At 56.3% G+C, this 24510-nt stretch carries 27 protein-coding genes and 2 pseudogenes; 17 read left to right on the forward strand and 12 right to left on the reverse strand.

What is annotated here, in order from left to right; all coding sequences use genetic code 11:
- Window positions 1-34 precede the first annotated feature (34 nt).
- Window positions 35-331: a co-chaperone GroES gene (locus FY156_27590; GenBank protein UXS05608.1), complete on the reverse strand. Its 297-nt coding sequence runs from the start codon at window positions 329-331 to the stop codon at window positions 35-37.
- Between the two features lie 549 nt (window positions 332-880).
- The gene (locus FY156_27595; protein ID UXS05333.1) at window positions 881-1711 is read right to left on the reverse strand and encodes an AraC family transcriptional regulator; all 831 of its coding nucleotides are present in this window, start codon (window positions 1709-1711) and stop codon (window positions 881-883) included.
- Between the two features lie 62 nt (window positions 1712-1773).
- Here FY156_27595 and FY156_27600 point away from each other — a divergent pair, with 62 nt between their 5' ends.
- The 4 genes from FY156_27600 to FY156_27615 all read left to right on the forward strand — a co-directional run bounded on the left by FY156_27600 (window position 1774) and on the right by FY156_27615 (window position 5690).
- The gene (locus tag FY156_27600; protein UXS05334.1) at window positions 1774-2202 is read left to right on the forward strand and encodes a cupin domain-containing protein; all 429 of its coding nucleotides are present in this window, start codon (window positions 1774-1776) and stop codon (window positions 2200-2202) included.
- Between the two features lie 141 nt (window positions 2203-2343).
- Window positions 2344-3627 (forward strand): MFS transporter, encoded by a 1284-nt coding sequence (locus tag FY156_27605; protein ID UXS05335.1) that lies wholly within the window; start codon window positions 2344-2346, stop codon window positions 3625-3627.
- A gap of 171 nt (window positions 3628-3798) precedes the next feature.
- Window positions 3799-4836 (forward strand): aliphatic amidase, encoded by a 1038-nt coding sequence (locus tag FY156_27610; protein UXS05336.1) that lies wholly within the window; start codon window positions 3799-3801, stop codon window positions 4834-4836.
- Window positions 4837-5021: 185 nt separating this feature from the next.
- Window positions 5022-5690, forward strand: coding sequence for a GNAT family N-acetyltransferase (locus tag FY156_27615; protein UXS05337.1), 669 nt, complete (start codon window positions 5022-5024; stop codon window positions 5688-5690).
- A gap of 438 nt (window positions 5691-6128) precedes the next feature.
- Here FY156_27615 and FY156_27620 read toward each other — a convergent pair whose 3' ends face one another.
- Both FY156_27620 and FY156_27625 read right to left on the reverse strand, forming a co-directional pair.
- Window positions 6129-6353, reverse strand: coding sequence for a hypothetical protein (locus FY156_27620; GenBank protein UXS05338.1), 225 nt, complete (start codon window positions 6351-6353; stop codon window positions 6129-6131).
- Window positions 6354-6483: 130 nt separating this feature from the next.
- On the reverse strand, window positions 6484-6693 hold the full coding sequence (locus FY156_27625; protein ID UXS05339.1) for a cold-shock protein: 210 nt from the start codon (window positions 6691-6693) through the stop codon (window positions 6484-6486).
- A gap of 558 nt (window positions 6694-7251) precedes the next feature.
- Between FY156_27625 and FY156_27630 the strand changes: the two genes are divergently transcribed.
- Together FY156_27630 and FY156_27635 are read left to right on the forward strand one after the other, a co-directional pair.
- On the forward strand, window positions 7252-7530 hold the full coding sequence (locus tag FY156_27630) for a hypothetical protein (protein ID UXS05340.1): 279 nt from the start codon (window positions 7252-7254) through the stop codon (window positions 7528-7530).
- Window positions 7527-7796 (forward strand): DUF1488 domain-containing protein, encoded by a 270-nt coding sequence (locus FY156_27635; GenBank protein UXS05341.1) that lies wholly within the window; start codon window positions 7527-7529, stop codon window positions 7794-7796. The genes FY156_27630 and FY156_27635 overlap by 4 nt, the downstream gene beginning before the upstream one ends.
- Window positions 7797-7874: 78 nt before the next feature.
- Here FY156_27635 and FY156_27640 read toward each other — a convergent pair whose 3' ends face one another.
- Window positions 7875-10022 (reverse strand): catalase, encoded by a 2148-nt coding sequence (locus FY156_27640; protein ID UXS05342.1) that lies wholly within the window; start codon window positions 10020-10022, stop codon window positions 7875-7877.
- A gap of 430 nt (window positions 10023-10452) precedes the next feature.
- Between FY156_27640 and FY156_27645 the strand changes: the two genes are divergently transcribed.
- Both FY156_27645 and FY156_27650 read left to right on the forward strand, forming a co-directional pair.
- The gene (locus FY156_27645; protein UXS05343.1) at window positions 10453-10770 is read left to right on the forward strand and encodes a PepSY domain-containing protein; all 318 of its coding nucleotides are present in this window, start codon (window positions 10453-10455) and stop codon (window positions 10768-10770) included.
- A gap of 21 nt (window positions 10771-10791) precedes the next feature.
- A complete protein-coding gene (locus tag FY156_27650) occupies window positions 10792-11391 on the forward strand; it encodes a hypothetical protein (protein ID UXS05344.1) in 600 nt (199 codons plus the stop codon).
- 598 nt (window positions 11392-11989) lie between these two features.
- Here FY156_27650 and FY156_27655 read toward each other — a convergent pair.
- Window positions 11990-12455 (reverse strand): annotated as a pseudogene (locus FY156_27655) (IS66 family transposase).
- A gap of 171 nt (window positions 12456-12626) precedes the next feature.
- A complete protein-coding gene (locus tag FY156_27660; GenBank protein UXS05345.1) occupies window positions 12627-12899 on the reverse strand; it encodes a hypothetical protein in 273 nt (90 codons plus the stop codon).
- Between the two features lie 426 nt (window positions 12900-13325).
- Here FY156_27660 and FY156_27665 point away from each other — a divergent pair, with 426 nt between their 5' ends.
- The gene (locus tag FY156_27665) at window positions 13326-13739 is read left to right on the forward strand and encodes a hypothetical protein (GenBank protein ID UXS05346.1); all 414 of its coding nucleotides are present in this window, start codon (window positions 13326-13328) and stop codon (window positions 13737-13739) included.
- A gap of 395 nt (window positions 13740-14134) precedes the next feature.
- Here FY156_27665 and FY156_27670 read toward each other — a convergent pair whose 3' ends face one another.
- The 4 genes and pseudogenes from FY156_27670 to FY156_27685 all read right to left on the reverse strand — a co-directional run bounded on the left by FY156_27670 (window position 14135) and on the right by FY156_27685 (window position 16893).
- The gene (locus tag FY156_27670; GenBank protein UXS05347.1) at window positions 14135-14518 is read right to left on the reverse strand and encodes a type II toxin-antitoxin system VapC family toxin; all 384 of its coding nucleotides are present in this window, start codon (window positions 14516-14518) and stop codon (window positions 14135-14137) included.
- On the reverse strand, window positions 14515-14715 hold the full coding sequence (locus tag FY156_27675) for a type II toxin-antitoxin system VapB family antitoxin (GenBank protein ID UXS05348.1): 201 nt from the start codon (window positions 14713-14715) through the stop codon (window positions 14515-14517). The genes FY156_27670 and FY156_27675 overlap by 4 nt, the downstream gene beginning before the upstream one ends.
- Before the next feature lie 197 nt (window positions 14716-14912).
- Window positions 14913-15775 (reverse strand): annotated as a pseudogene (locus FY156_27680) (IS30 family transposase).
- A gap of 122 nt (window positions 15776-15897) precedes the next feature.
- Complete coding sequence (locus FY156_27685) at window positions 15898-16893, reverse strand: LysR family transcriptional regulator (GenBank protein ID UXS05349.1); 996 nt, start codon at window positions 16891-16893, stop codon at window positions 15898-15900.
- 93 nt (window positions 16894-16986) lie between these two features.
- On the opposite strand from FY156_27685, the gene FY156_27690 reads away from it, so the two are divergent.
- Entirely contained in the window at window positions 16987-17946 is a 960-nt protein-coding gene (locus tag FY156_27690; GenBank protein UXS05350.1) for an MBL fold metallo-hydrolase, read from the forward strand.
- Window positions 17947-18070: 124 nt separating this feature from the next.
- On the opposite strand, the gene FY156_27695 is transcribed toward FY156_27690, so the two are convergent.
- Window positions 18071-18964: a LysR family transcriptional regulator gene (locus tag FY156_27695; protein ID UXS05351.1), complete on the reverse strand. Its 894-nt coding sequence runs from the start codon at window positions 18962-18964 to the stop codon at window positions 18071-18073.
- Between the two features lie 142 nt (window positions 18965-19106).
- Here FY156_27695 and FY156_27700 point away from each other — a divergent pair, with 142 nt between their 5' ends.
- The 7 genes from FY156_27700 to FY156_27730 all read left to right on the forward strand — a co-directional run bounded on the left by FY156_27700 (window position 19107) and on the right by FY156_27730 (window position 24453).
- Window positions 19107-19673 carry a hypothetical protein gene (locus FY156_27700; protein ID UXS05352.1) on the forward strand — a complete coding sequence of 189 codons (567 nt, stop codon included), beginning with the start codon at window positions 19107-19109 and terminating at the stop codon, window positions 19671-19673.
- A complete protein-coding gene (locus FY156_27705; GenBank protein ID UXS05353.1) occupies window positions 19670-19921 on the forward strand; it encodes a hypothetical protein in 252 nt (83 codons plus the stop codon). The genes FY156_27700 and FY156_27705 overlap by 4 nt, the downstream gene beginning before the upstream one ends.
- A gap of 230 nt (window positions 19922-20151) precedes the next feature.
- Complete coding sequence (locus FY156_27710; protein ID UXS05354.1) at window positions 20152-21156, forward strand: helix-turn-helix domain-containing protein; 1005 nt, start codon at window positions 20152-20154, stop codon at window positions 21154-21156.
- A 172-nt stretch (window positions 21157-21328) separates the two neighbouring features.
- Window positions 21329-22549: an adenylate/guanylate cyclase domain-containing protein gene (locus FY156_27715; GenBank protein UXS05355.1), complete on the forward strand. Its 1221-nt coding sequence runs from the start codon at window positions 21329-21331 to the stop codon at window positions 22547-22549.
- Between the two features lie 213 nt (window positions 22550-22762).
- Entirely contained in the window at window positions 22763-23512 is a 750-nt protein-coding gene (locus tag FY156_27720) for an SDR family oxidoreductase (protein UXS05356.1), read from the forward strand.
- A gap of 57 nt (window positions 23513-23569) precedes the next feature.
- Window positions 23570-24118, forward strand: coding sequence for a flavin reductase family protein (locus FY156_27725; protein UXS05357.1), 549 nt, complete (start codon window positions 23570-23572; stop codon window positions 24116-24118).
- Window positions 24119-24168: 50 nt separating this feature from the next.
- Window positions 24169-24453, forward strand: coding sequence for a DUF1330 domain-containing protein (locus tag FY156_27730; GenBank protein UXS05358.1), 285 nt, complete (start codon window positions 24169-24171; stop codon window positions 24451-24453).
- Window positions 24454-24510: the final 57 nt, after the last annotated feature.

Below are 24510 nucleotides of genomic sequence, written 5' to 3' on the forward strand. Positions count from 1 at the left end.
TTCATGAAAATGGAAATAACGAAGAGGCAGAAAGTCAGGTGATCACGCCCATGACGTCGGCTTCCTTCATGATCAACAAGTCCTCGCCGTTGAATTTAATCTCGGTGCCCGACCATTTGCCGAACAAGATGCGGTCGCCGACTTGCACGTCGGGCGGGTTGAACTTGCCGCTTTCGTCGCGATCACCAGGGCCAACGGCAACGATTTCGCCTTCAGCTGGCTTTTCCTTGGCGGTGTCCGGAATGATGATCCCACCCTCGGTCTTACCTTCGGCCTCGATACGACGCACGACGACGCGGTCGTGCAACGGCCGGAAAACAGTAGTCAACATTTTGGGATTCCTCGACGGCAACGAAACCCAATGGCCGCTCCCGATAATGTATGTTAGCAGTCTAATGGTAAGAGTGCTAGCGAATTCGTATTGGCGGCGGGTCGCATAAGTTCTCATTCCGTTCGCCCTTAGCGTACGATTTTGCACTGCTCTTGTTCTGACCCCGAAGAGGATCTGCTGCGACAATTCCGGCGATGAGAGAAACTGGATCAGCGAAAGAAGCGACTGGAAAAGGAAGAGCAGCGCGATGCCGCCTAGCATGGAAAAGACGAAAGCGCCGAGCGGCACTGCGATAATGGCCGACAGGCCAAGCGCGCCGACCGCAAGAACCAGCCCTGCGCCGAGGGCTGCAACGACAACAAGTCCCATCAGCGCCATGGGCAGGCGCAGCGAGAGGCCGCGACGGCTGCACCAGTGTCTAGGCCCGTATTTCCTGGCAGTCATTTGGATGCGAACTTAGACCTGCCTAAAAGGACTTGAGTGCAAATTTGAACGCACCTAAGCCTACCCACACCTGAGATTAATCAACCCTACGGTCGATTTCGTTCGTCATGACGTTCGACGAAATGAATCTTCTCCTCCTTCCAGAGACCTTGCTTGTCCGGGCGTCATGCCAAAGAACTCTCGAAAAGCCACACCAAACGCTGGAACGCTGTTGAATCCCGCAATTGCTGCAGCTTTCGTTGGCGTTGCACCGATAGAAAGAGCAGTCAAAGCTTCGGTCAATCGCGCCTGTTGCCGCCATTGCCGGAAACTGAGACCAGTTTCCGCACGAAACAGACGTGCAAGTGTGCGGCTGGACGCATTCCCAATTTCGGTCCACTCCTCCAGACCTCTATTGTCATGCGGTGTGTCGCGAAGTGCACTCACCACGCGCCTCAACCTGCTGTCCTTCGGAAGGGGCAGCCCCAGTGGCATGGTGGTGGAATGTTCGATCTCGCTGATGACGAGCTCAGCGAGATGGTATCCTCGTCCGTCAGGTTTCCAGTCTACCGGTTCAGCACAGACTGCAACGATCAACTCACGCAGAAGCGGAGACACGACGATAACGCGCGACCGTGTACCCAGTCTGTCGGTCGCCTCCTCTCTGAGAAACAACTCACGCATAGCGACGGGCCCCTCCATACGGACTGCGTGTTCCAAGTCGGCGGGCAAGAGAAGCGCGGTGGTCGGAGGCACGACGTAGTTTGAGGTCCGTGTTTCCACGCGCATGACACCGCTGATCGCATAGACAAGCTGCGCGCGCGGATGCGTGTGAAAACCTGTTGTCAAACCAGAGGGATAGTCGCGGGAAAAACCAACGATCGGCCTCTCTGCCGTTTCGAATGGCAGGATTTCCGCTTGTCTGGTTGGCGACAAAAATTGTCCAGATGTTTCCATTCGACCAGTCTAGGCTTTTGCTTGCATCTTTCAAGGATGCGGAGCGAAGGAAGGAAAAAAAGATGAGCACAGGGCTCTTTCAAGAAATCGGCTACGTCACTGCGGATCAACTGGTCGACGGACCTATCACGCCAGGCCAAAACCGTCGCAAGGCGTTGGAAGCGGGCAATCTCTGGGTGGGACAATGCCACGTCACGGCACTGGATGCCCCAAGCCAGTGGCACCACCACCAGGAATTCGACAGCGTCATGTACATGCTGTCCGGGCGCATTCGCGTCGATTTCGGCGAGAATGGCGATCAGTCCTTCGAGATCGGAAAAGGCGATTACGCCTACTTCCCGCGACGCGCCATCCATCGCTGCCAGATTCTCGAGGGCGGCGACGACGTCCACTACGTTTTTGTCCGTGTCGGCGAGGGTGAGACCGTTGTCAACGTGGGCGGCCCGGGCGGCTTTGCTCCGGAAGTAAAAACGGCGGCAAAAGTCGCCTGAGAAAGCGCTGAACGCTTTCACGATGCAATTGGCGGCGGCCCTGAGGGAGATCGAGCGGCCGCCCCCTAGGTCATGATGGAGATGAATTCCTGCGCATCGCAATTGGTCGCGACCGCAGTCTGCACAAAAAGGGGAATAAAAATGAGTGACATAATGTCAGCCTATCCACTTGCCGAACAGCGAAGCAATACCTCCAGAGGAACGGTCATTGCGGCGACACTTGGCAATCTGTTCGAATGTTTCGATCTTTATATCTACGGCATCATGGCGGGCACGATCGCCAAACTTTACTTTCCAACCGGCAATGACACCGTCTCCCTGCTGCTGTTCCTGGGAACCTTCGGTGTAACGTTCTTTATGAGACCGCTCGGCGCGATCTATCTCGGTAATCTCGGCGACAGGATCGGCCGCAAGAAAGTGATGAGCCTTTCCCTGTTTCTGATGACAATCGGAATGCTGATCATCGCACTTGCGCCAACCTACTCCGCGATCGGCGTGCTTGCGCCCCTTCTCGTCGTTGGAGGAAGAATGCTGCAGGGTTTTTCTGCCGGTGGCGAATACGGTAGCGCAACGGCACTTCTTGCCGAACACAACCCGCAAAAACGCGGCTTCCTTTCAAGTTGGCAAACAGCAACACAGGGCCTGGCGATGATGCTGGCCGCAGCTTTTGGCGCATATCTCGCATGGGCATTGACGCCTGCCGAGTTCGAAAGCTGGGGTTGGAGAATTCCATTCCTGTTTGGCGCGTTGCTTGGTCCGATCGGCCTCTACATCAGACGCGGCACATCGGAATCCTCCGAGTTCACGGAGACAACACGCACAGAAACGCCAATGCTGGATATGCTGAAACTGCAAAAAACGCGGATTTTGTCTGCGGCCGGCATGATTATTCTCGCGACCATCACGATCTGGATGTCGGTGTTCATGCCCACCTATGCGGTGAAGCAGTTTCATGTTGACCCTGCAACGGCATTCTTTGGCACCATTGTTACGGGAGGCACCATCTTCGTGCTCTCTCCACTCATCGGTTACCTCTCCGATTTCATCGGCAGAACAACCACGATGATTGTCGCCGTCATCGCAACGATCATACTGGCCCATCCCGCATTCGCGCTTCTGCAGCAATCGCCGACCTTGAATACACTCGTAACGGTACAGGCCATATCGGGTGCATTGATTGCCCTTTATTTCGGCCCCTTACCGGCGCTTATGGCAGAAATTTTTCCGGCGAAGAACAGAACGAGCGGTCTTTCCCTCAGCTATAATCTTGGCGTCACGATTTTTGGCGGTTTTGCGCCTTTCGTCCTGACCGGTATCGGCTCCATCACTGCCGATCCGCTTGCGCCGAGCTATTACGTCATCCTCGGCGCCATATTGAGCGGCATCGCGATCTTCGTTGCGCGAACACGCCTTGGGGTGCGGTGACACCACCTCTACCCAAGGCACGCCTTGTCTCCAGACGGTCATCGAGAACGTGAAACCACAGCAAGGGGCTCCGTGGGAGACCCGCTGATGTTCCTTGCTGCGAACTTTCACGGCGACTGGCTACATCGATAATTCGACTAAAAAAATCAATGTTATAAATGAGGGAAACAAATGTATCACGGCGATATCAGCAGCAGCAACGACACGGTCGGAGTGGCCGTAGTCAACTACAAGATGCCGCGCCTTCACACCCGCCAGGATGTGCTCGAAAATGCGCGGAAGATTGCCAGTATGGTTGAAGGAATGAAGATCGGGCTTCCCGGAATGGACCTTGTCATATTCCCGGAATACTCGACCCACGGCATCATGTACGACCAGGATGAAATGTATGAAACCGCCTCCCAGGTCCCCGGCGAGGAAACGGCGATTTTTGCCGAGGCATGCCGCAGGTCGAAAGTATGGGGTGTCTTCTCGCTGACAGGTGAGCGGCACGAAGACCATCCTAAAAAGGCGCCTTATAACACGCTCATTCTCATCAATAGTGAGGGTGAGATCGTGCAGAAGTACCGCAAGATCATGCCCTGGACACCGATCGAAGGATGGTATCCGGGAGACCGCACCTACCTATCCGAAGGCCCGAAAGGCCTCAAGATCAGCCTCATCATCTGCGACGATGGAAACTACCCGGAGATCTGGCGCGACTGCGCGATGCGTGGGGCTGAGCTCATCGTTCGTTGCCAGGGTTACATGTATCCCGCGAAAGAGCAGCAGGTGCAGATCTCGAAGTCGATGGCCTGGGCCAACAATTGCTACGTGGCGGTCGCAAATGCCGCGGGCTTCGACGGCGTCTACTCCTATTTCGGTCATTCTGCGATTATCGGATTCGATGGGCGCACTCTTGGCGAATGCGGGACCGAGGAAAACGGCATCCAATATGCCCAGCTTTCCGTCTCGGCGATCAGGGATGCCCGCCGCAATGGCCAGTCCCAGAACCATCTCTTCAAGCTCTTGCACCGAGGCTATACCGGCATGATCAATTCCGGTGATGGCGATCGCGGTATCGCAGAATGCCCCTATGGCTTCTACGCGAAATGGGTCAGTGACCCGGAGGGAACACGGGAGATGGTCGAGGCACTGACGCGCCCGACAATCGGAACAGACGAGTGCGCGATCGACGGCATCCCGAACGGCAGGCGCAGCAACTACTAGGCTCGAAAGCCATGGCACCCGGTCCGAGCTTCGCGCCGGGTGCTACGCGAGCCGATCGTTAGTCGAGAATGACTGAGATACTGGCGTCGTCATGATGCTTTGTCTGATTGGCGACAAACATTGGCGGGACGGCGAACTCTTCCACCTCATAGTTTGCGCGTCCAAAATACAGTGAAGGCTTTAAAATGGATTTGACCAACTGGCTGGGCGTCGCAAAGCCGTCTCGGAAAGTTCTCAACGGCAACTATGCCCGTCTGGAACCTCTGGAAGCGGGAAAGCACAGAGATCAGCTTTATCGTTCGACAATCGCACCCGGAGCGGATGATCGGTTCCGCTTTCTGTTCGAAGCGGCACCCAGCCAAAACAGCGAATTCGATAGCTGGCTGGAAAAGGCATCCTCCTCGGATGACCCGATGTTCTTCGCGGTCATCGATCAGAGAACCGGATTGGTCGAGGGGCGTCAGGCGCTCATGCGCATTGATGCGACGCATGGCGTGGTCGAGGTTGGCAATATCCTGTGGGGGCCAGTGATCGCCAGAAGCACCGTGTGTACCGAAGCTCTCTTTCTGTTCGCACAATACATATTCGACGAGCTTGGTTACCGCCGTTTCGAGTGGAAATGTCACAACGACAACGAGCCTTCCAAGAAGGCTGCCGCGCGGTTCGGCTTCCGGTTTGAAGGAATTTTCCGCAATCACATGGTCATGAAGGGCCAAAATCGCGACACAGCATGGTTCGCCATGACAAGTGAGGATTGGCTTTCCATCAAAAAGGAATACGTCCGTTGGTTGAGGCCGGAAAACTTTGACGCCAACGGCGCACAAAAAAGCAGGCTGTCCGTCCAGGATGCCTGAAAGAGTAGTCTCGCACGTTTACCGAAACGACGAGACGGAATCCCATCGTTAACACCTCGTCGGCAAACGAAGATGACTGGGTGTTCGCCCCTCGATCAACGAACTGCTGTCGCTCCAATATGGCCGTTTCTCGGGATTTGTTGTCCTTCTCGCGGGCGCAATTCTTTTCCGGTCGTTCCAAAAACCCTTGCTTAAAAATCTTTTCAGGCAGGTGACGACATGGGCGAAGGCAACGCAGGCGAAAACAAGATGGCATCTGCGACCTGACGCGTCCTGATAGATGATGGCTGGGTTAAAGCTGCTGGGTGGATGAAGACATGGGATAAAGCTCTCCGGCCGGGAGCGCTTTGCCGCGTATCTCCCCTCCTTGCTGGGCGGCCGATGGTCAAGTTGTCTAGGCAGGTCTTGCGCGGACGGTGATAACGGCGCGAATATCGATCAACGTGCGCGGGCGCGTTTGGCAAGCAGAGCGGAGGTTGCCGCGGTACGATCCGACAATTCCTTCGCAAGACGGGCTTCCCGAAGGCGCAGGGTCTTTGCATCTCGGGATTGCGCTATGGAATCGAGCTCCTCAAGCGCTTTTTCCTTTGCGAAGAACTGTGTCTGGATATGGCTGAAGGCGAGTTCGGCCTTCTGGCGGGAAATACTGTATTTTTCTGTCATGGGTGTTCCGATGATGATGCTCGGAGAGCGAGCGAAAAACAAAAGGCCAGGCAATTTGCCTGGCCTTGATTGGGTTGGTGTGCTTCCGGCAGTGCCAGTACATCCGTGGTCAAAGGGAAGCGCAGACCCGTTAGGCAGCTTGCAGATTGCAGGCCGACATTTTGCCTGACTTGTTGTCGCGCTCCAGCTCGAAGCCGATCTTCTGACCTTCGACGAGTTCGCGCATGCCTGCGCGCTCAACCGCGGAGATGTGGACGAACGCATCGGTGCCGCCATTGTCAGGCTGAATGAAGCCGAAGCCCTTGGTGGAATTGAACCATTTAACTGTGCCAGTGGTCATGATGAACCCTTTCATAGCGATAAAGAAACCACAGCACTTATGCGCTGCGGAGGATAATAGCGATTTTGAAAGGAAAGGTTCGTTCAGAACGCGGTGCCATACGCGTGACAAGCAGAGCTAAGCAAGCAAATTCGATTGCCCCTTATATCCTGGCTCTGCTGGAGTGTCAACTATTGGTTTTTGACGAAATTTCATCTCGCCACAAAGTTGTCTCCCTCCTAGAAGGCGTGTGGCCTTCCATCGCCTTGTTTTCCGCGCAATCCGGGCGCATGGTTAGGCTTCGTCATGCTGGCCGCATGGCGCTGCGGTGTCAGAAAGGCGCCGTCTTCTTCCCTTCGTCCGATTGCAAATGTTTGCGCAAGCGCTGCGGTGTCATTTTTGACCATGCCGCGAAGTTTGACTCATCGCGAGAGGCGCGTGCCGGTAGCGGCGATCATAGACCATCAGCCATTTCTTTATGCCTCCGCGTAACGTTCGTCCGGCGGCGATAGCGGTGCAGAATAAACGGGCTCCACGCGAACGAAATCCGCGTGCCAGTTCCATACGAAAGGCAACACCATGGAAACGTGTAACGAACACCGGCGCCAGGCGCTAAGGATAGAGACCTGGGAGAACGAAGGCGGCGCTCCCGTCTCCGATACGCTCGAGACCCAATATGGAAGACGGATCGAGAGGGATAAAAGCTGGACGATATACCATGTCTTCACCGGCGTGCCGGTGCGCATCGGCCGCCGCAGGCTGACCCATCTCAGCATAGCGGAAGCGACCGATGGCATGCTGTCCCTCAACCGGCGCAACGCCTTGCGCAGGAAAGAGCGCACGGGGAGCAAGTCATGACGCTCGCTTTCCCCAACACGGCCCGCAGTTTTGACGACGTGCGTAAAGCGGTTCGCTTTTTCGGCTATGACGGCATGTTTGAAATCCGGTTTTTTGTCGAGGCCGAAGCGCTCGCCGAGGGCCGGGGACAAGCCATGAGCATGTCGGAAGCCCAGTGCCTTTCCTCTTTCGACGCGATGCGCACGGCCATCTATGCCGCGGCACAGAAGGTCTACGCCAAATCGCGTCGAAACATGAATATCCTGACAGCCTCCGACCTCGATTAACTGTCGCCAGATATTATTCGTTTCCCGAAGGTGCCGACGTCACCAAGCGCGGCATCGCTGCCGTGCCCGCTGGTGATTTCATTTCACTGGCGGCGGAGCCTTTCCGAGCTTTACTGAAGGTTCCCGACCCCAGACACGCAGCTTGCCGAGGTTCGATACGAAGCCGGCGAGGCCTTCCTCCCCGGGGAGGGCAACGGTGCCCTCATCAAGAGCGTCGGCAATGCCGGCTTTTTCCAGCAAGGACAGCGCTGACTGATCATAGCCGATGAACTTGCAGTGCTGGAAAGCATCGGCCACGAAGTCCCGTGCCGTTGCCTCAGTGACCAGATCGTCTATCGCTTCGGCGGAGGTCAGCAGTGCGACCGCATCGAAAAGAACGGACGGCCCGCCATCGATCATGTGATGGGCCTCAAACCAGCTTCCATCCGAGGCCGTGACGCCGCCGACCTTCGGCGCGATCAGCTCGCAGACGGCTTTCTCCTTGGCAATCGCCGATATCAGGCCATTCAGCAGCTTGGCATCGACCCCATCGGTGACGAGGATACCGAGCTTGCGGCCTTCGAAGCGCTTAGGGCCGCGCTCCACGATGCTGAGCGCTTGTGAGGGCTCCAGATCCTGACGGGTCGGCATGGCTGCATCCGCCGGCTTCGGCATCGACTTGAATCCCAGCTTCTGCGCAACGGTGGTTGCCAGCGTCTCGTCAATGTTCATCAGATGCGACACCATGCGTTCGCGGATAACAGGTGTCTCCACCTTGCTTAGTTCGAATGTCAGGGCGGCAACGATGTGACGCTGTTCGGGTGGTGTCTGGCTGATATAGAACTGTCGTGCCTGGCTGTAATGATCGGCAAAGCTCTCGGGGCGAAGCCGCGCCTTGCTTCCCTGTTCTTCCGCCGGAAAATGCCGATAGCCGCGGCTTGGTGATTCCCGCGGACCTTCACCAAACGAGTTCGGCTGGTAGTTCGCCCTGCCGACAGGATTGCGCATGGCCATGTGGCCATCCTGCTGGAAATGCGCGAAGGGACACTTCGGCGCATTGATGGGCAGGTGGGTGAAGTTTGGCCCGCCAAGCCGTTTCAGCTGGGTGTCGAGATAGGAGAAGTTCCGGCCCTGCAACAGCGGATCATTGCTGAAGTCGATGCCCGGCGGCACGTTCTGGGTCATGAAGGCGACCTGCTCGGTCTCGGCGAAGAAGTTGTCGGGCATGCGGTCAAGCACCAGCCGTCCGATCGGCTGCGGCTTCAGTATTTCCTCGGGGATGATCTTTGTCGGGTCGAGGACGTCGAAGTCGAAGCTGTCGGCAAAGTCCTGGTCGAACAGCTGTACCTGCAATTCCCATTCCGGGAAGTTGCCGGCTTGAATGGCCTGCCAGAGGTCGCGGCGGTGGAAATCGGGATCGGCACCGTTGATCTTGACCGCCTCGTTCCAGGCGACCGACTGAAGCCCCAGCTTCGGCTTCCAGTGGAACTTGACGAAGGTCGATTCGTCCTTGGCATTGACCAGGCGGAAGGTGTGGACGCCGAAACCTTCCATGAAACGGAAGGACCGCGGTATAGTCCGGTCCGACATCGCCCACATGATCATGTGCATGCTTTCCGGCGTCAGGCTGATGAAGTCCCAGAACGTGTCATGGGCGGTCTGCGCCTGCGGAAACGCCCGATCCGGTTCCTGCTTGGCGGCATGGATCAGGTCAGGGAACTTGATGGCGTCCTGAATGAAGAACACCGGAATATTGTTGCCGACGAGATCCCAGTTGCCTTCCTGGGTGTAGAGCTTGACGGCGAAGCCACGCACATCGCGCGCAAGGTCGGCAGAACCCTTGTTGCCGGCAACCGTTGAGAAGCGGACGAAGGCTGGTGTCTTTTCGCCCGCTCGCTGCAGGAAATCCGCCCTGGTATAGGCAGAAAAGGATTCGAAGGTCTCGAAGAAGCCATGCGCGCCGTAACCGCGTGCATGCACCACGCGCTCGGGAATGCGCTCGTGGTCGAAGTGGAAGATCTTCTCACGGAAATGGAAATCATCCACGACCAGCGGCCCGCGCGCCCCGATCCGCAGAGAATTCTGGTCGTCGGCAACCGGCCCGCCCTGGGCGGTTGTCAGCACAGACGCGTCTGTTTCGGCCGCCTGATGCAGCTCGCCGCCGGCGCCGCGCTCCAGCTTCTGGTCGTGAATAGTGACGGTCTCGGTCTTGTCTTGCGGTGTTTTGCTGTTGGTCGTCTTTGTCATGGTGTGCCTCCTGAATTGGAAGGGGCCTATCGCGGCCCAGAAATGAAAAAGCCGCCTTGAAAGGCGGCCCGAACAGAGTGGGCGGCTCACGCCATTTTCGGCTGGGCCTTCAGTGTCTGGTTTGCGGAACAGCCGATGCCCTCGAGTCCGTCAGGCAACACGTCATGCAATGTCTTTTCCGCAGGCATCTGGGAATCCGATCAAATTTTGAGTGCTGGACTTGGAGAACCATCGAACCGAAGCGACGTTCCTGCGGCGACAAAATAATTTTCATCCCGCCGCAATGCCCCGACGCACCAGGTCGGCAAGCCATTCACCGTCATGGAAACGCAAACGCCATCCAATTCTATTTGCAAGGCGGCGGAACCATGCCGCGAGCATAGTGTTTGTTGTGGGAGCCTGCTCGAAAGGCTACAACGAGGAAAAAATCATGAAAAAACTTCTCTTAGCCGCAGCGCTTGTCGGCGCCTCGACGCTTGCCGCCTTCGCACAGACCACCCCCGCCCCGGCAACCGACGGGAAAACGCCCGCCGTGGCCACGCCCCAGACCAAGAATCCTACAGCGCCTGTCGAAGGCGCCAACAGTTTTACCGAGGAACAGGCGAAAACACGCCTCACGGAAGCCGGATATACCGATATCACTGGCCTTATGAAGGATGACAAGGGTGTCTGGCAGGCCAAGGCCTCGAAAGATGGCAAGCCGGTAAGCCTCGCGCTCGACTATCAGGGCAACATTGTCGCTAAATAATTCAATTTTCAGGAGAATCCTATGAAGATCGTTACAGGACTTTTCGACGACTACTCCGATGCCAGCGCGGCCGTTAGCGCGCTCGAAGAACGCGGTGTGCCATCCTCGGATATTAGCATCGTGTCCAACAATGCAGATGAACGCCACGGCAAGTCTACAAATGCCACTGAAGGCGCCGGCACAGGTGCCGGCATCGGCGCCGCCGTTGGTGGCGTGGGCGGTCTGCTCACCGGCCTCGGCATCATGGCAATTCCCGGCGTCGGACCGGTGGTTGCTGCAGGCTGGCTTGCCGCAACAGCGGCGGGCGCAGTAGCCGGTGCCGTGGCAGGCGGTGCCGCCGGCGGGCTTATCGGCGCGCTGACGGAGTCCGGCGTGCCGGAAGACTATGCTCATGTCTATGCGGAAGGCGTTCGCCGCGGCGGCACGCTGGTAACCGCGAAAGTGGAAGACAGCCTTTATGCGGACGCGCAGGACATCCTTCGCCAGTCCAACCGGGTTGATCCCGATCAGCGCCGTGAGGCCTATGCCAAAGAGGGCTGGTCACGCTTTGATGACACGCTGGATCCTTATGAACCAGCTGAAATCGAACAGGAGCGTATGCGCTACAGACGCCAGAACTAACAATGAAGAGAGGCCGGCATCTGCCGGCGTTTTCTTTCAAATCCAAAGGCAAACAAGAGTGCCGATCATTGCAACAGCGTTCTCTGCAGATAGCAGGCGAGGGCGATCGTAAAACACGGTTCAAAAGCCTTCTGAAACGTATCATAAACGTGACGAGCAGTTCAGAGGAATACCGGTCATTCTACAAAATCGGCAAATTCGGGCCCGACGCCACACAGATTCACCTGAAGTCTGGTCGCCGGACGGGCGAAAATTACAATGACTGCCCGCAAGGGTAGTCGGCTCGCTGCAGCCTTGGGATTCGCTCGATGCTGTTGTTGGTATATTTGAACGTGAGTTCTTCGATGACGCACTCTTGCGGCGCCTTGATTGGAGAGTTCGTGCCGAAAGCCTTCGATCCTCTCTTCGGGATGCAGGGTCGGACACCAGAGCAATTTCTGAACGTTAGCTCTGCTCAAGTAAGAGGTTCGAGTGTTCGGTTTCCATCAAGAGCTTAAAAGAGCCGTGGTGGGGACGGCGGCGTAAACTCCATCAGGAGCCCGTCATTAAATTTCGTTGCTGCGCCACCCAATTGTAAGCGACAAGCTGCGGCCGTTTTGGCCTTGTAGCCCCACGGCATGAGAGCGTCGATTTCACTGCTTGGCCAGCGAGACGCTCAAGTTTCTGGGCCAACCGAGCTTGCGGATCCACAGTGTTCAACTTTGCAGTTTGAAAGTGTCGCGGTTGTTGCCAATGGCCTTCCGCCGCCGTCGCTGTCCGCGAAGAGACTATTCTTTCTTGTTATCGCCTGACGTCTGATAGCACGCTCGACGATGTTGGAGGTCAATCTCGGCGCGGCCGCCGGTCAGGAAGCGTTCGAAGACGTCACGACGCTTGAGAGCGTAGCGGAGAGCTTCGGCGAGTTTGGATTTTCCGGATACTCGCGGAAGTGTCGCCTGCCAAAGAACGAAGGGATCACGAACAATCTCCATCGAGCGTTCTTGTCGGGCGGCGATACGCGCTTCGGTATGTTGGCCACAGACGGTTTCTTCGATCTCCCAAAGCTTTGCACTTCGCTCAAACGTCGAGCGGCCGCCCGACTTTAAGCCGGTGCGCAAGAATCGTGAAGCTTACTTGGTCTGCGTTTGCGTCGTCGGATCGCTACGCCATCTTCACATACATCGATGCAGATAATCCTACAGCGGCCGGGAGGCTCACCCGATAATAGCTTCGATCTTTGCTAGGAGTTTAGGGTTTCAACAACCTGCCACGCCTAAAGTCGCGCGTGATCTGCGGGGAAAAAACATTGACGCGAGTTGCTCTTGGACAACGCGATGCATAACCCGGAAAAGCTCTTCTTCGACATCCTTATGCGTGAAGAAATTTAGATCGCGGGACGCAACCAGAATTGTCTTTTCAACAATCATTCGCTTTTTGGCGGGTGTCGGCGAGTAAAGCGATGCTCGATCATAGAGCACCTTTTCAACCCCGAATTTCAGATTGATGCCTTGATAAACGGAGGGAACCATTGTTGCTCTCCTGTTTCGGCAGGCAAGAGCACGTGATAACCGTTAGCCGCCAGCGCCTACGTAATCGGTTGCTGACGATAGCCTCAACCTATACTTCTTTCCTGAAAGAGTCCAATGAGCAGTAAACTCGAAACACTGTGCGTGGCAATTTCCTAAGCGGCCCACTTTCGAAGCAGCTCAAGGAGAGTTTAAAAAGACTTTGACACGAAGGCTGGAATTTCAGAGTTCCCATGTCAAATCCAAATGTTCGAGGTTGGTGGGTCGGACGGGCGTTCAGGAGCCCCAAACGTTTGAGGGATCACTTACTGAAGCCTTATTCGCTTGCGTTAGGGGTCATTCAGGCGCAAAGTTGGGTTGTCAGTGGTCATGTTAAGGGCGCTACTGGTTGAGGGCAGGTCACCCTAGCCCCAATAAGAGGAGGACGAGATGTCTTCCGATTCCAACTTTTCTGGCATCTCCCCCGAGGAAATGGAGATAATCCAGTCAGTCTTGAAGAGTGTCGGCTATAACGCCGCATTGCTGAATGATGATCAGAGACAATTTAACACTGCCGCATTTCTCGTAATGAGAATGTTTCTTGCGGGCGAGAAATCCGCAGATGCGCTCGCAGCCCAACTTAAACGCCGTCTTGGGAGGGCGAGTTTGCATCGACCCTCTTATCAGTCGGCGCTCGTCCCGTATGCCATTCGTGGACTGCCCCGCAACATGAGGTATGTGCTTCGAATATCCCGGAAAGTGCCTACCCGATCAATTGAAGCGGACGAGCAGTCTTGGGAAAATGAAGGCGGCGCGGTACGACGCCCCCTTGGTCATCCCCATCACAGTCCAAAGCTGTTCTGATCAAGAAGAACGGTTGGCAGTGCCCCATCACTCATTTCGCCTCTCAGCGAGAGGCTATGCAATAGAACAGAGGATACTAGGGACATGATAGAGAGAACGACGAACAGCGAGATCACTTTCGCGCACCCGTTTGTACTAAGTAGCCTGGTGGCACCTCTAGACGCAGGTACGTATCGTCTCGTCGTAGACGAAGAACTCATTGAAGGTCTAAGTTTTTCGGCCTACAGGCGCGTGGCGACCCACCTTGAGATACCTGCGATTTCCGCTCAAACGGTCAAACGGCAGTTCTTGCAAGTTTCCTCTGCGGAGATTGAGGACGCACTACGGAAAGACGCCGAACTCGGGAGCGCCATCAAGAGCTTAGCTATCAGCGCGCCAGAGCTCCTCCCGGACGTCTAGTGAGGAATATTCGCGGAAGGATAAAGCACCGCGCCAACCTTCTGAGCCGCAGCAGCGAGGCGTTTATCCCTCGTCCACAAGCTTGATCGTCGATCGAGGAGGGTTGAAGTCAACAGATGGGCATCAGTATAGCCTATTCCCATGCTGAATACCGAATAGCGGTCAATGACGGTCATCACCTCGGCATGTGTCGCGACAACTGCCTCACGCTGAGCTGCAAGAAACGCTAGTACCGCATCCCGATCTCGCAGACTGCCCAGAGCCAGCTCGCCGACAACGAACGGGTGGCAAAGCAACTGATCATCTCCGATGATTTTGGTCAACTCCGAGCCGCCGTGTCGAAAATGATCAATCCAGATTGAGCTGTCGACAAGGATCACATGCTCACTTCGCTCCGGCGGCGAGGCGCTACTTCGGCCTCGGGCATAGTACCGCCAAGAGCAATCAGCCGTTTGCCGGATTCGACTCGTACCAAAGTCTCGAGTGCTTGACGCACCAGCGCCGCCGTTTCCTTCGTGCCTGTAAGAGACTTGGCACGTTCCATGAGCTTGTCGTCAAGACTGATAGTCGATCGCATAGTTGGCTCCCAAATTTTGATACGATTCTAGCACCAGTTGGTGCCATGATCCACGCCTCACGAGCGGTCCATTGCCACCAGACCTATCGCGGGTCACAGGTGCGTATCCCATCAAGAGCTAAACCGATCCGGGTGAGCCTGTCATTTTTTTGGACGTCCTACCCCAAGTGCAACGTGCCAGTTTGCAGGGTAGGGGATCAGGTCGCCTCCTGCAAATGGGCCATGAATGCTTCGGCTGGTGTCCGGTATCCAAGGCACTTTCTGGGTTGGTCGTTGAGGATGCGAGCGACCTGGTTCAACGTTGCCTGAGACATCTGGCTGAGGTCGGTGTTCGACGGCAAAAAGCGGCGGATGCGTTTGTTGGCATTCTCCCGCCTGCCCGCACGATCTTGTCCATGATCGGTCGCGAATGCCGGCTCGGGTTCTTGATAAGAACGGTGTAGCGGCTCTTGCGCTCGACGAGGGACGTCACATTGGCATGGCCATACGGTCGATCGAAGATGATAAGGTCACCCTCCCAGTGCCCAAACCGCGATCTGTTTCCAATGAAATCAGGCCTTTGCGATATGCGATGGCTGGCCAGGAATGCTCCGTCGCGAGGCTTTCTTGAGCGCAGTGGCCGACGTTTGCGGCGTGCTTCCGGCAGATAGTGATAGAGACCGAGCTGATAATCTTCCTTGCTGTAGATGAACCGGTAAATGGTCTCGGCGCAGACACGGACAAGGCTCAATCTCTCCGATACCAGGCGCCCGGCGATCTGTTCGGGTGACCACCGGGCCTCCAACTGTCGGATGACTTCGGCACGAAGATCTGGATAGCGTCGAAGCTTGCGCAGGCGACGACGACGCTCGCGCCTCAGTTCATCAGCGATCGTCCCAAAATACCCGGTGTGCTCGGGCAGCTCGTTGTCATGGAAGGTGTTGCGGCGGATTTCTCGATAGATGGTCGACCTGTGGCGTCCCAGCCGCCGGGCCATTTCATTGACGGAGACTTTCTGATCAACGAGACGATGAAGGAGGCGGCGATCGGCAAGGGTCAATTGAGTATAGCATCCGGACATGTGAAATCTCCAAAGTGAAGCCATTGAAATTATTGGCATGTCGCACTTGGAAATAGAATGTACCCCCCTTACAACCAAAAATCAGATAATTTTCATTACGGAATTATCGGTTCTAACCCCATTTAGAGCAAGGCATCAGGGACATCCTGATCTCCATGGATCCACTCCGCAATATCCGCGATAACTTTGCTCTCGTTCGTCCCCAGCATCGCCTCACGGATTTGCTGCCGCAACCATGCGCAGCCCAGATCACTATCCATATGAAGGGGCCAAACCATCGCCACCGGAGGGAAAGAGAGTGCCAGTGGCACTGGACTGACCTCGAGTCCCAATAGCGGCCCATAACGAAGCGCGATACGCGAAGATACGGTGGCAATCACTGCAGATGAACGCGCGGTGGCCAATATCGACATGAAATCGGGAGCTGCCGCCACGACTTCCAAGTCTGCACCTGCATGTTCCAGCGCATCCTTAACGCAACCATGAAGGCTGTCTGTTTGTGAGATCACCGCGTGCTGTGCGGCCATATAGTCATTGCGGCTCACTGGGCTGGAAAGGTTCATTAGCTGCGGGTTGAAACAGCACAATACGCTGGACTGATACAAGGGCTCGCTATGGTGCCGTGAGTCCGGCAGATAACTGCATCCTACAGACAAATCGATGACACCCGCATCTAGCATCGATTCCACTTCCTGCGCATCACCACCGCGGGCGAGAATGCGGATACCCGGCGCGATATCCCGCAACCGCACCGTCAGATCGGGCAGTAATAGCAGTTCCACCTCGCTGGAAAGTCCCAGCCGAAATGTGCGTTGCTCGGTGGCCGGATTGAATTCGTCCGCCATCAAAACGGCCGCCTGCGCCTGCCGCAGAGCCTGCCGTACCGGGCCGGATAAATTGAGCGCCCGTGCGGTTGGCTTCATCACCTGACCAACACGGATGAAAAGATCGTCCTGAAACAGCGTGCGCAGGGTCGCTATATTGTGGCTCATCGCAGGCTGCTGAATTTTCAGCCGCTGGGCTGCCCGGGTGACGCTCATCTCTTCCATCATCGCATCGAAGGCGACGAGAAGATTGAGATCAAAGGAACGAAGATTGAAATGATCGATGGCTTGCATGAGTGGTATCGATTTGATTGCTGACCGAAGCATCCTTAGCTGATGGGCAGGAACTTTCAAGCCGTCCCGCACACTCACGTAAGGAGCAAATCCATGCCATCCCGTCGTTCCATTCTCAAAAGCGCTCTGACCGGCCTCGTCACAGCACCCTTCGTCGCACCATCAATCGTCTTCGCCAAGGCACCTTATGCCGCTGCTCAGGCACCGGGTTTCTACCGGCTTATGATCGGCTCTGTAGAGGTCACTGCCCTGTCGGACGGCACCATCGCCCTGCCGCTCGCCAAGCTCTACACCAACACGAGCGAACACCACGCGCAGGACGCTTTGAATGATGCCTTTCTGCCCGAACTGGTACCAACTTCCGTCAACGCGTTCCTGGTCAACACCGGCGAAAGACTGGTGCTGATTGACGCAGGCACCGGTACCTATCTGGGCCCCTCACTCGGCAGGCTCGCTTCGAACATCGAGGCATCCGGTTACAAGCTGGATGAGATCGACGACGTCATTCTCACCCATATTCATACCGATCACTCCGGCGGGTTGATGAGCAAAGGCAAACGCACCTTCTCGAACGCCACCTTGCGGGTTAATGAACGAGAGGCAAAATTCTGGCTGAATGCGGCAAACGCCAAGGCGGCGACAGGCATCGTCAAGCAGCATTTCGGCGAGGCGGAACAGTGCGTGACGCCATACGTGGAAGCCGGAAAATTCGAAACCTTCGCGGATAACGCAGCGCCTGTTCCCGGTCTTGGTTCCATTCTTTATGCGGGACATACGCCGGGCCACAGTGCCATCACACTGGAGAGCGGAGGCCATAAGATCGTATTCTGGGGTGACATCACCCATGGTGATATCCTGCAGTTCGATGAACCAGGAGTCGCGATTGAATTCGATATCGACCAGAAAGCCGCTGTGCTTGCACGCGACGCTGCGTTCAAGCGGGCGGTAGAGGGCAAATATCTGGTGGCCGGCGCGCATATCGCCTTTCCGGGCATCGGCCATGTCCGCAAGGACAGCACGAATTACGACTGGCTACCGATCAACTACGCTTAAGGGTCTAGCACCGGCTGTCATCCGCGCAACAGGCGAATACGAGAAGAGGCTTCCACCAGCCTCTTCTTCCAAAATGACGAACGTCGATTTCGCTGGGGGCTTCCCCCGCGAGTGACCGCTAGCACTACCCAAGCTTGTGCCCACGAACGTGGTCAATAAGTGCGCGCAGCTTGGGCGCCATATTGCGGCGGTTGGGGAAGTAAAGGAAAAAACCTGGAAATGGGGGCAAATATTCCTCTAGCGCTGTGATCAACTCGCCTCGTTCGATATACGAACGAAACGTCTCTTCCAGCGCAAATGTAATACCGCCGCCAGCAAGCGCAGTCCGGATCATCAGGTACAGATCGTTTGTGGTGATTTGCGGCTCAACAGCGACGTCGAGAGGTATTCCATCCTCCTCGAACTCCCACCGGTACGGCGCAGCACTTGGAGACGGTCGCCAACCGATACAGCGATGACGCACAAGGTCCCGAGGATGGCGGGGCATTCCGTGGACCTCGAAGTATCGCGGCGTTGCCACGACCACTTCTTTCTCTTGTTTGGTCAGTGGAACCGCGACCATATCCTGCTCAATCACCTCACCCAGCCGAACCCCCGCATCGAAGCCCGCCGCCACGATGTCGAATACGTCGTCCGTCACAGTAACATCGATCGTGATGCCGGGATGGGCCTCAGCGAATGACGCGATCAGTGGGCCTGACAGGAATTGTTCCGCAATCGATGTGACCGCAATCCGCAGCAAGCCACTTGGTCTGGCATCCCCCGCCACGTTCTCGAACGCAGATCTGACCTCGGCCATCGGTTGCGACAAGGTTTCGCGGAAGCGGTTGCCGGCTTCGGTGAGCCGCACGCTACGGGTCGTGCGGCTGACAAGCGCGATGCCGCAAATATCCTCGAGCCGGCGTATGCCCTGGCTTACGGCCGAACGTGTAACCCCCAATCTGTCAGCCGCGGCTCTGAAGTTGCCCTCTTCGGCCACTGCCAGAAACACTGGCACAAGGTTAAGGTCGATTATCATTGTCGCATCCTGCTAACCAATCTCGTTAGCGAAAAGGGAATACAAGCGACAATCGAATTTGTCTACCTTCTACCCGTGGCCGACAGTCGCATCCCGCACAGCACGGCAGGCAATAGCAACGATCAACGAAGGAGATATCCAAATGACGAACATCAAGATCACGCTCGCAGCAGCATTGGGGCTCGGAATTTGCGCCGGACCTGTCGCTGCGCAGGATAGTGCGTGCCCCCCGCACGGCGCCGAAGCTCCTCTCGCACTCCATGCAGACTGGATCATGAAGGGCTGGGAGCGTCATGAAGGTGATGGCAAATTCGTGTTCGCAGAAAAGCTGAACAAGTATTACGATCTGGAGAACACGAAAGGCGTTTTCTACGATAATTTCGCACCTGGAAGCACACAGCTCTTTGACAATTCGGCTCGCTACGGCGCCAACTGGGAAGCGTTGCAAAACGCCGCCCGATCCGTTCGCCACGGCTTGACCGGAGGCCATGACGCAATCGTCGGCGACACAGTTGCTTCGACGACTCTTGGCTTCGTTGGACGTATCGATCGACTTGATGGCAAGGTGATCGCTTTTGACGGCCGCTCGCAGCTGGGCTGGGAATGCACTGGTGGCAGATGGAAGATCCGGCATGAACTGAATTACGCCTGGGTCGTCGAACCAGAGACCATTCAGTCTTTTCTGGGAAAGACGGAGGCGGCACAATGACCACCGCAACGCCTTCACACCCGTATGTTGGCATGTGGGAGACCGCAGACGGTAGCATCCGTCATCAGTTGCTTCCGAACGGCCGCTACGACGAGGCGCGTGGCCGACGCGAAAGTGCCTATCAAGGACGATACGAGGTGTCGGGAGACCACATCGAGTACTGGGACGACACTGGCTTTACTGCCGACGGCGATTTCGTCGATGGCGTCCTGTACCACGCGGGAATGGTTCTCTATCGCAAGAAATAGCCTGGATACCACGCCGGCATATCTGTAGCCGGCGTGGTGTCGTTTTTAAGCCTGGACGCGAAGACGCGATTTCGCATCGGTTTGGATCCAAAAGTAAAATAAGAGCTGGGCATGTTCTCGTCTGAAACCAGATGCTGCTTCGCAACATTAATGAAGGTTGTGAACGAAGGTGTTGATCAGGCTGTGTTCCGTAGGAGCAGTTCTGCCCTCTTTTTAAGAAAGGCTCGACATTGGAAGATTTGGAAGCATCCGGTCAAAAGATCTTGCCGTCGATCCCGGCTGTAACTGGGAAGTCTTTATTTCGAGCCGACCTCGTGCCTGAGGTGACGAAGGCCATTGCAAGGCCTGATCGGACGTCCCCACTCGGGCTCGAGCAGTATATTGCCGGCCGCACACTAGTGAGTGGAGATAGTCCGGCTTGGAACGATATGTTCGTGCAAGTCTACTCTCGCCTCACCAAGCAGGAGCCTTTCCTCGTCCCGGCGGTTGCAGAACCTCTAATCGTCTGGGTGATGTCGGGGCAGGCTGTTGTTGAGGAACGTGACCTCGACGGGGAATGGGTGGCAAACACCGTCACCGTTGGAGACTTCTTTCTTACCCGCTCCCCCACGCCCTATGAGATGCGCTGGCGCGCAATCGGAGATGCACCTTTCCAGGTCATGCATCTCTATCTCTCCGTTCCGCTGTTCGAGCGCGTTGCCTACGACGTGCTGGGCTGCGCCGCTCCTCCTGCGCTCCGCGACATCTCCGGGGGTAAGGACACGCAGCTGTCGCACCTTCTTTCGCTTATCCACCAGGAGCTGACGTCGGAGGGCAAGGGGAGCCAGCTATTTATTCAGGGCCTCGCGCAGACACTGGCCGTGCATCTCATACGAAACTATGCCGCCAGCGAAACTTCCGATGATCGTCAGAACGCACTTCCCGGCTTCAAGCTTCGTCGTGCTGTCGCTCACCTCGAAGAAAATCTGGCAGAGCCGTTCAATCTGGCCCAGCTCGCCGAAACGGTGGGAATGAGCGAATTCCACTTCAGTCGCCTGTTTAAAAAAGCAACGGGCCTCTCGCCATCACGCTACTTTATCCGTCAGCGGATCACCCGTGCGCAGCTTCTCCTTCAGGAGACCGATACGAGCATCATCGAGATCGGCATGTCTGTCGGGTATTCGAGCCCGAGCCATTTCGCGCAGGTCTTCCGTCGCGAAACCGGTCTGCCGCCGAGCCACTATCGGCGAGGCTGAATTTTGACCTTTTGCGCCGGCAAAAGTTCGAGGGATCATTTCGTCGAACGCAAAACACGATCTGAGACGGCTCCAGAAAAGTGCGCTCGATCCAGACACTAATGCGCTTGTTTTCCTCAATCCCAGCCCGCACAGTAAGTCACTGACAACGTTGCGCGGAAGTTCCAGAGGCATGACGAACGAGGACATTGAAAGTATTTCCGCCTGGTTAGCGCAGGAGGGACTTCGGGGAGCGACAGAATCGATCTTGCTCGGTGGCTTTTGTGCAGCATGTCGGGACGCAGGGTTACCGCTTGACCGTAGCCTCGCGCTCATTGACACGCTTCACCCGGTTCACGAGGGACGCGCCTTTCGGTGGGACAGTCAGCAGGAGGTGGAGACGGAATTCGCGTATGGTCCCAGCAGTGAGGGAGACGCGCTGGAAAACTGGAAGCGCTCAGCTTTTTATCACCTGTGGGCCGGAGAGGACTCCGAGATCCGACGGCGTATCGGACTAGGCGATCCCGCCGATTTTGCGATGCTTGACGATATGCGTGCCTCTGGCCACACAGATTTTGTCGCTTGCATCCATCGGTTTGAGAAGCAGGGGACAATCGGGGAGATGGACTGTTTCTTGTCCCACTTCGCGACCCGAGACCCTGATGGTTTTTCTGATGTTCATCTTCAGAACCTTCGTACACTTTTGCCGGTTCTGGCATTGGCGATTAAAAGCGCTGCGGTTGCGCGGATTGCAAGGACAATTGCCGAAGTCTATCTTGGGCGCGATGCTGCACGGAAAGTGTTCGAGGGTAAAATCAATCGGGGCGCATCCGAACGGATATCCGCCGCGCTGTGGTTCTCGGATCTCGCAAATTATACAAGAATCTCCGCTACAGTCGCGCCGGAAGAGATCATTCCGCTCCTGAACGATTACAGCGATGCGGTCATCTCAGCTGTTCATGGGGCTGGCGGCACGGTCCTGAAATTAATCGGAGATGGTATCCTGGCAATATTCAGGGCGGATCGACAGGTCGACGCCTGTGAGGCGGCTCTGCAAGCCGAGAGCCTCCTTCGCCTCAGGCTAAAATCCCTCAATAGCAAGAGGACATCGGAAGGCCGTTCGACAACGGAGGTCTGTCTGGGACTCCATGTTGGCGATGTCTTTTTTGGGAACATCGGAAGCGAAGATCGGCTCGATTTCACAGTGATAGGTCCGGCCGTGAACGAGGTTAGCCGCATAGTTTCGATGTGCCGGTCGTTGGACGTAAACCTGTTAGTCTCATCGAACTTTGCCGACCGTATCGAAGGTGGCAATCGCCAGCGCCTTGCATGCGTTGGCCGGTTCGCACTGAAGGGTGTCGAGACCGCGCAGATGCTATACACGCTCAATGGTCTTGATCACATCAGCTCTTAAAGAGGCGAACGCCCAGAATGAGTGAGTCGTTCGGGAAACCGGCTCGCCCGACATAAGTGTCGTATGTAATTTTCATCCACGCAAGATTTCGCGCAAGATCGCGACAGGTTGAGCAAGCCCCCGAGAGAAGAGCGATAAACCGAGGCGTAATTTCCTCCTTGTCAAAACGAAACGCCCACCGCGGTGGTGGGCTCCAGACAAGGAGTAAAGACAATGACCAACCTCAACGGAAAGATCGCACTGGTCACCGGTGCATCGAGCGGCATTGGCGCTGCTACCGCCGTCAAGCTTGCTGAAGCCGGAGCAAAGGTCGGCATCGCGGCCCGCCGCACCGACAAGCTCGAAGATCTCAAGAAACAGATCGAAGCCAAGGGTGGAGAAGCCCTTGTCATCGAGATGGACGTGGTTGATACGGCCTCGGTGGATGCGGGCGTGATGAAGCTGATCGAAGCCTACGGCTCGATTGACATTCTCGTCAACAATGCCGGCCTGATGCCGCTCTCCGATATCGACCAGTTCAAGGTTGACGAGTGGCAGCGAATGGTGGACGTGAACGTGAAGGGCCTGCTCAACACGACGGCCGCCGTTTTGCCCCAGATGATCAAGCAGCATTCGGGCCATGTCTTCAACATGTCCTCAATCGCTGGTCGCAAGGTCTTCAAGGGTCTGTCCGTCTACTGCGCGACAAAACATGCGGTAACGGCTTTCTCTGATGGCCTGCGTATGGAAGTCGGCCAGAAGCACGGCATACGCGTGACCTGCATCCAGCCGGGTGCCGTTGCCACCGAACTCTACGATCACATCACCGATCCGGGCTATCGCAAGCAGATGGACGAACTGGCGAGCCAGATGACCTTCCTCCAGGGCGAGGATATCGGCGACACCATCGTCTTCGCCGCCCAGGCCCCGGCTCATGTGGACGTCGCCGAGCTGTTCGTCCTGCCAGTAGAACAGGGTTGGTAACAGACCGACCCTGAAGGGTCCCTGCCTCGATGCAGGGACCTCTCAAGGGAGATTGTCATGAAGGAATTACCCGCATCTCAAGCTTATCGCGTTCTGGAACCTGGCCCGATCGTCATGGTCTCCACGAGCGATAACGGCAAGCCCAATGTGATGACAATGGGCTTCCATATGATGATCCAGCATGACCCGCCGCTGATCGGGTGTGTCATTGGGCCCTGGGATCACAGCTATCAGGCTCTCCGGAAAACCGGAGAATGTGTCATCGCAGTCCCCGGTCTGGATCTCGCCGAAACTGTTGTCGACGTCGGCAATTGTCCGGGCGATCGGGTGAACAAATTCCAGAGGTACGGCCTCAAGACGCGACCTGCCAAGGACGTGTCAGCGCCGCTCCTCCCCGATTGCCTGGCGAACATAGAATGCCGGGTCGTCGATACAAGGCTCTCTGATCCCTACGACCTCTTCATCCTTGAGGCGACGAGGATCTGGATCAACGAGACCCGAAAAGAGCGTCGAATGATGCATCACCGCGGCGACGGCACGTTCACCGTCGACGGCGGCACGCTCGACCTAAAAGACCGCATGGTCAAATGGCGCCATCTCCCCTGACAGCGCCATGAGCCCAGAAGCTACAAACTCAACAGGAAAGGAAAAGACCTATGTCTGCTTATCTTATCGTCGATCTCGACATCCACGACATGAAGTCTATCGAAGATTACAGGTCCAAGGCATTGCCGCTTGTCGCCAAAGCCGGCGGCACGCTCATCGCAATCGATGAAACACCACTGGAGCTGGAGGGCTGGACGGCCACCAACATGCTTATCATCGAATTTCCGGACAAGGATGCGATCCGCCAGCTCTTCGCATCCCCCGAATACGCGCCCTTGGCCGCTCAGCGGCAGGCTGCGGCCGCATCGCGCATCATCGCGATCAACGGCGTCTGAAAAGAGCAAGACGACAGCTCCCGCAAAGACGCGGCAGATCTTTTTCCAGGCATGCCG

The organism is Agrobacterium tumefaciens (genome assembly GCA_025559845.1).
Taxonomy (GTDB): Bacteria; Pseudomonadota; Alphaproteobacteria; order Rhizobiales; family Rhizobiaceae; genus Agrobacterium.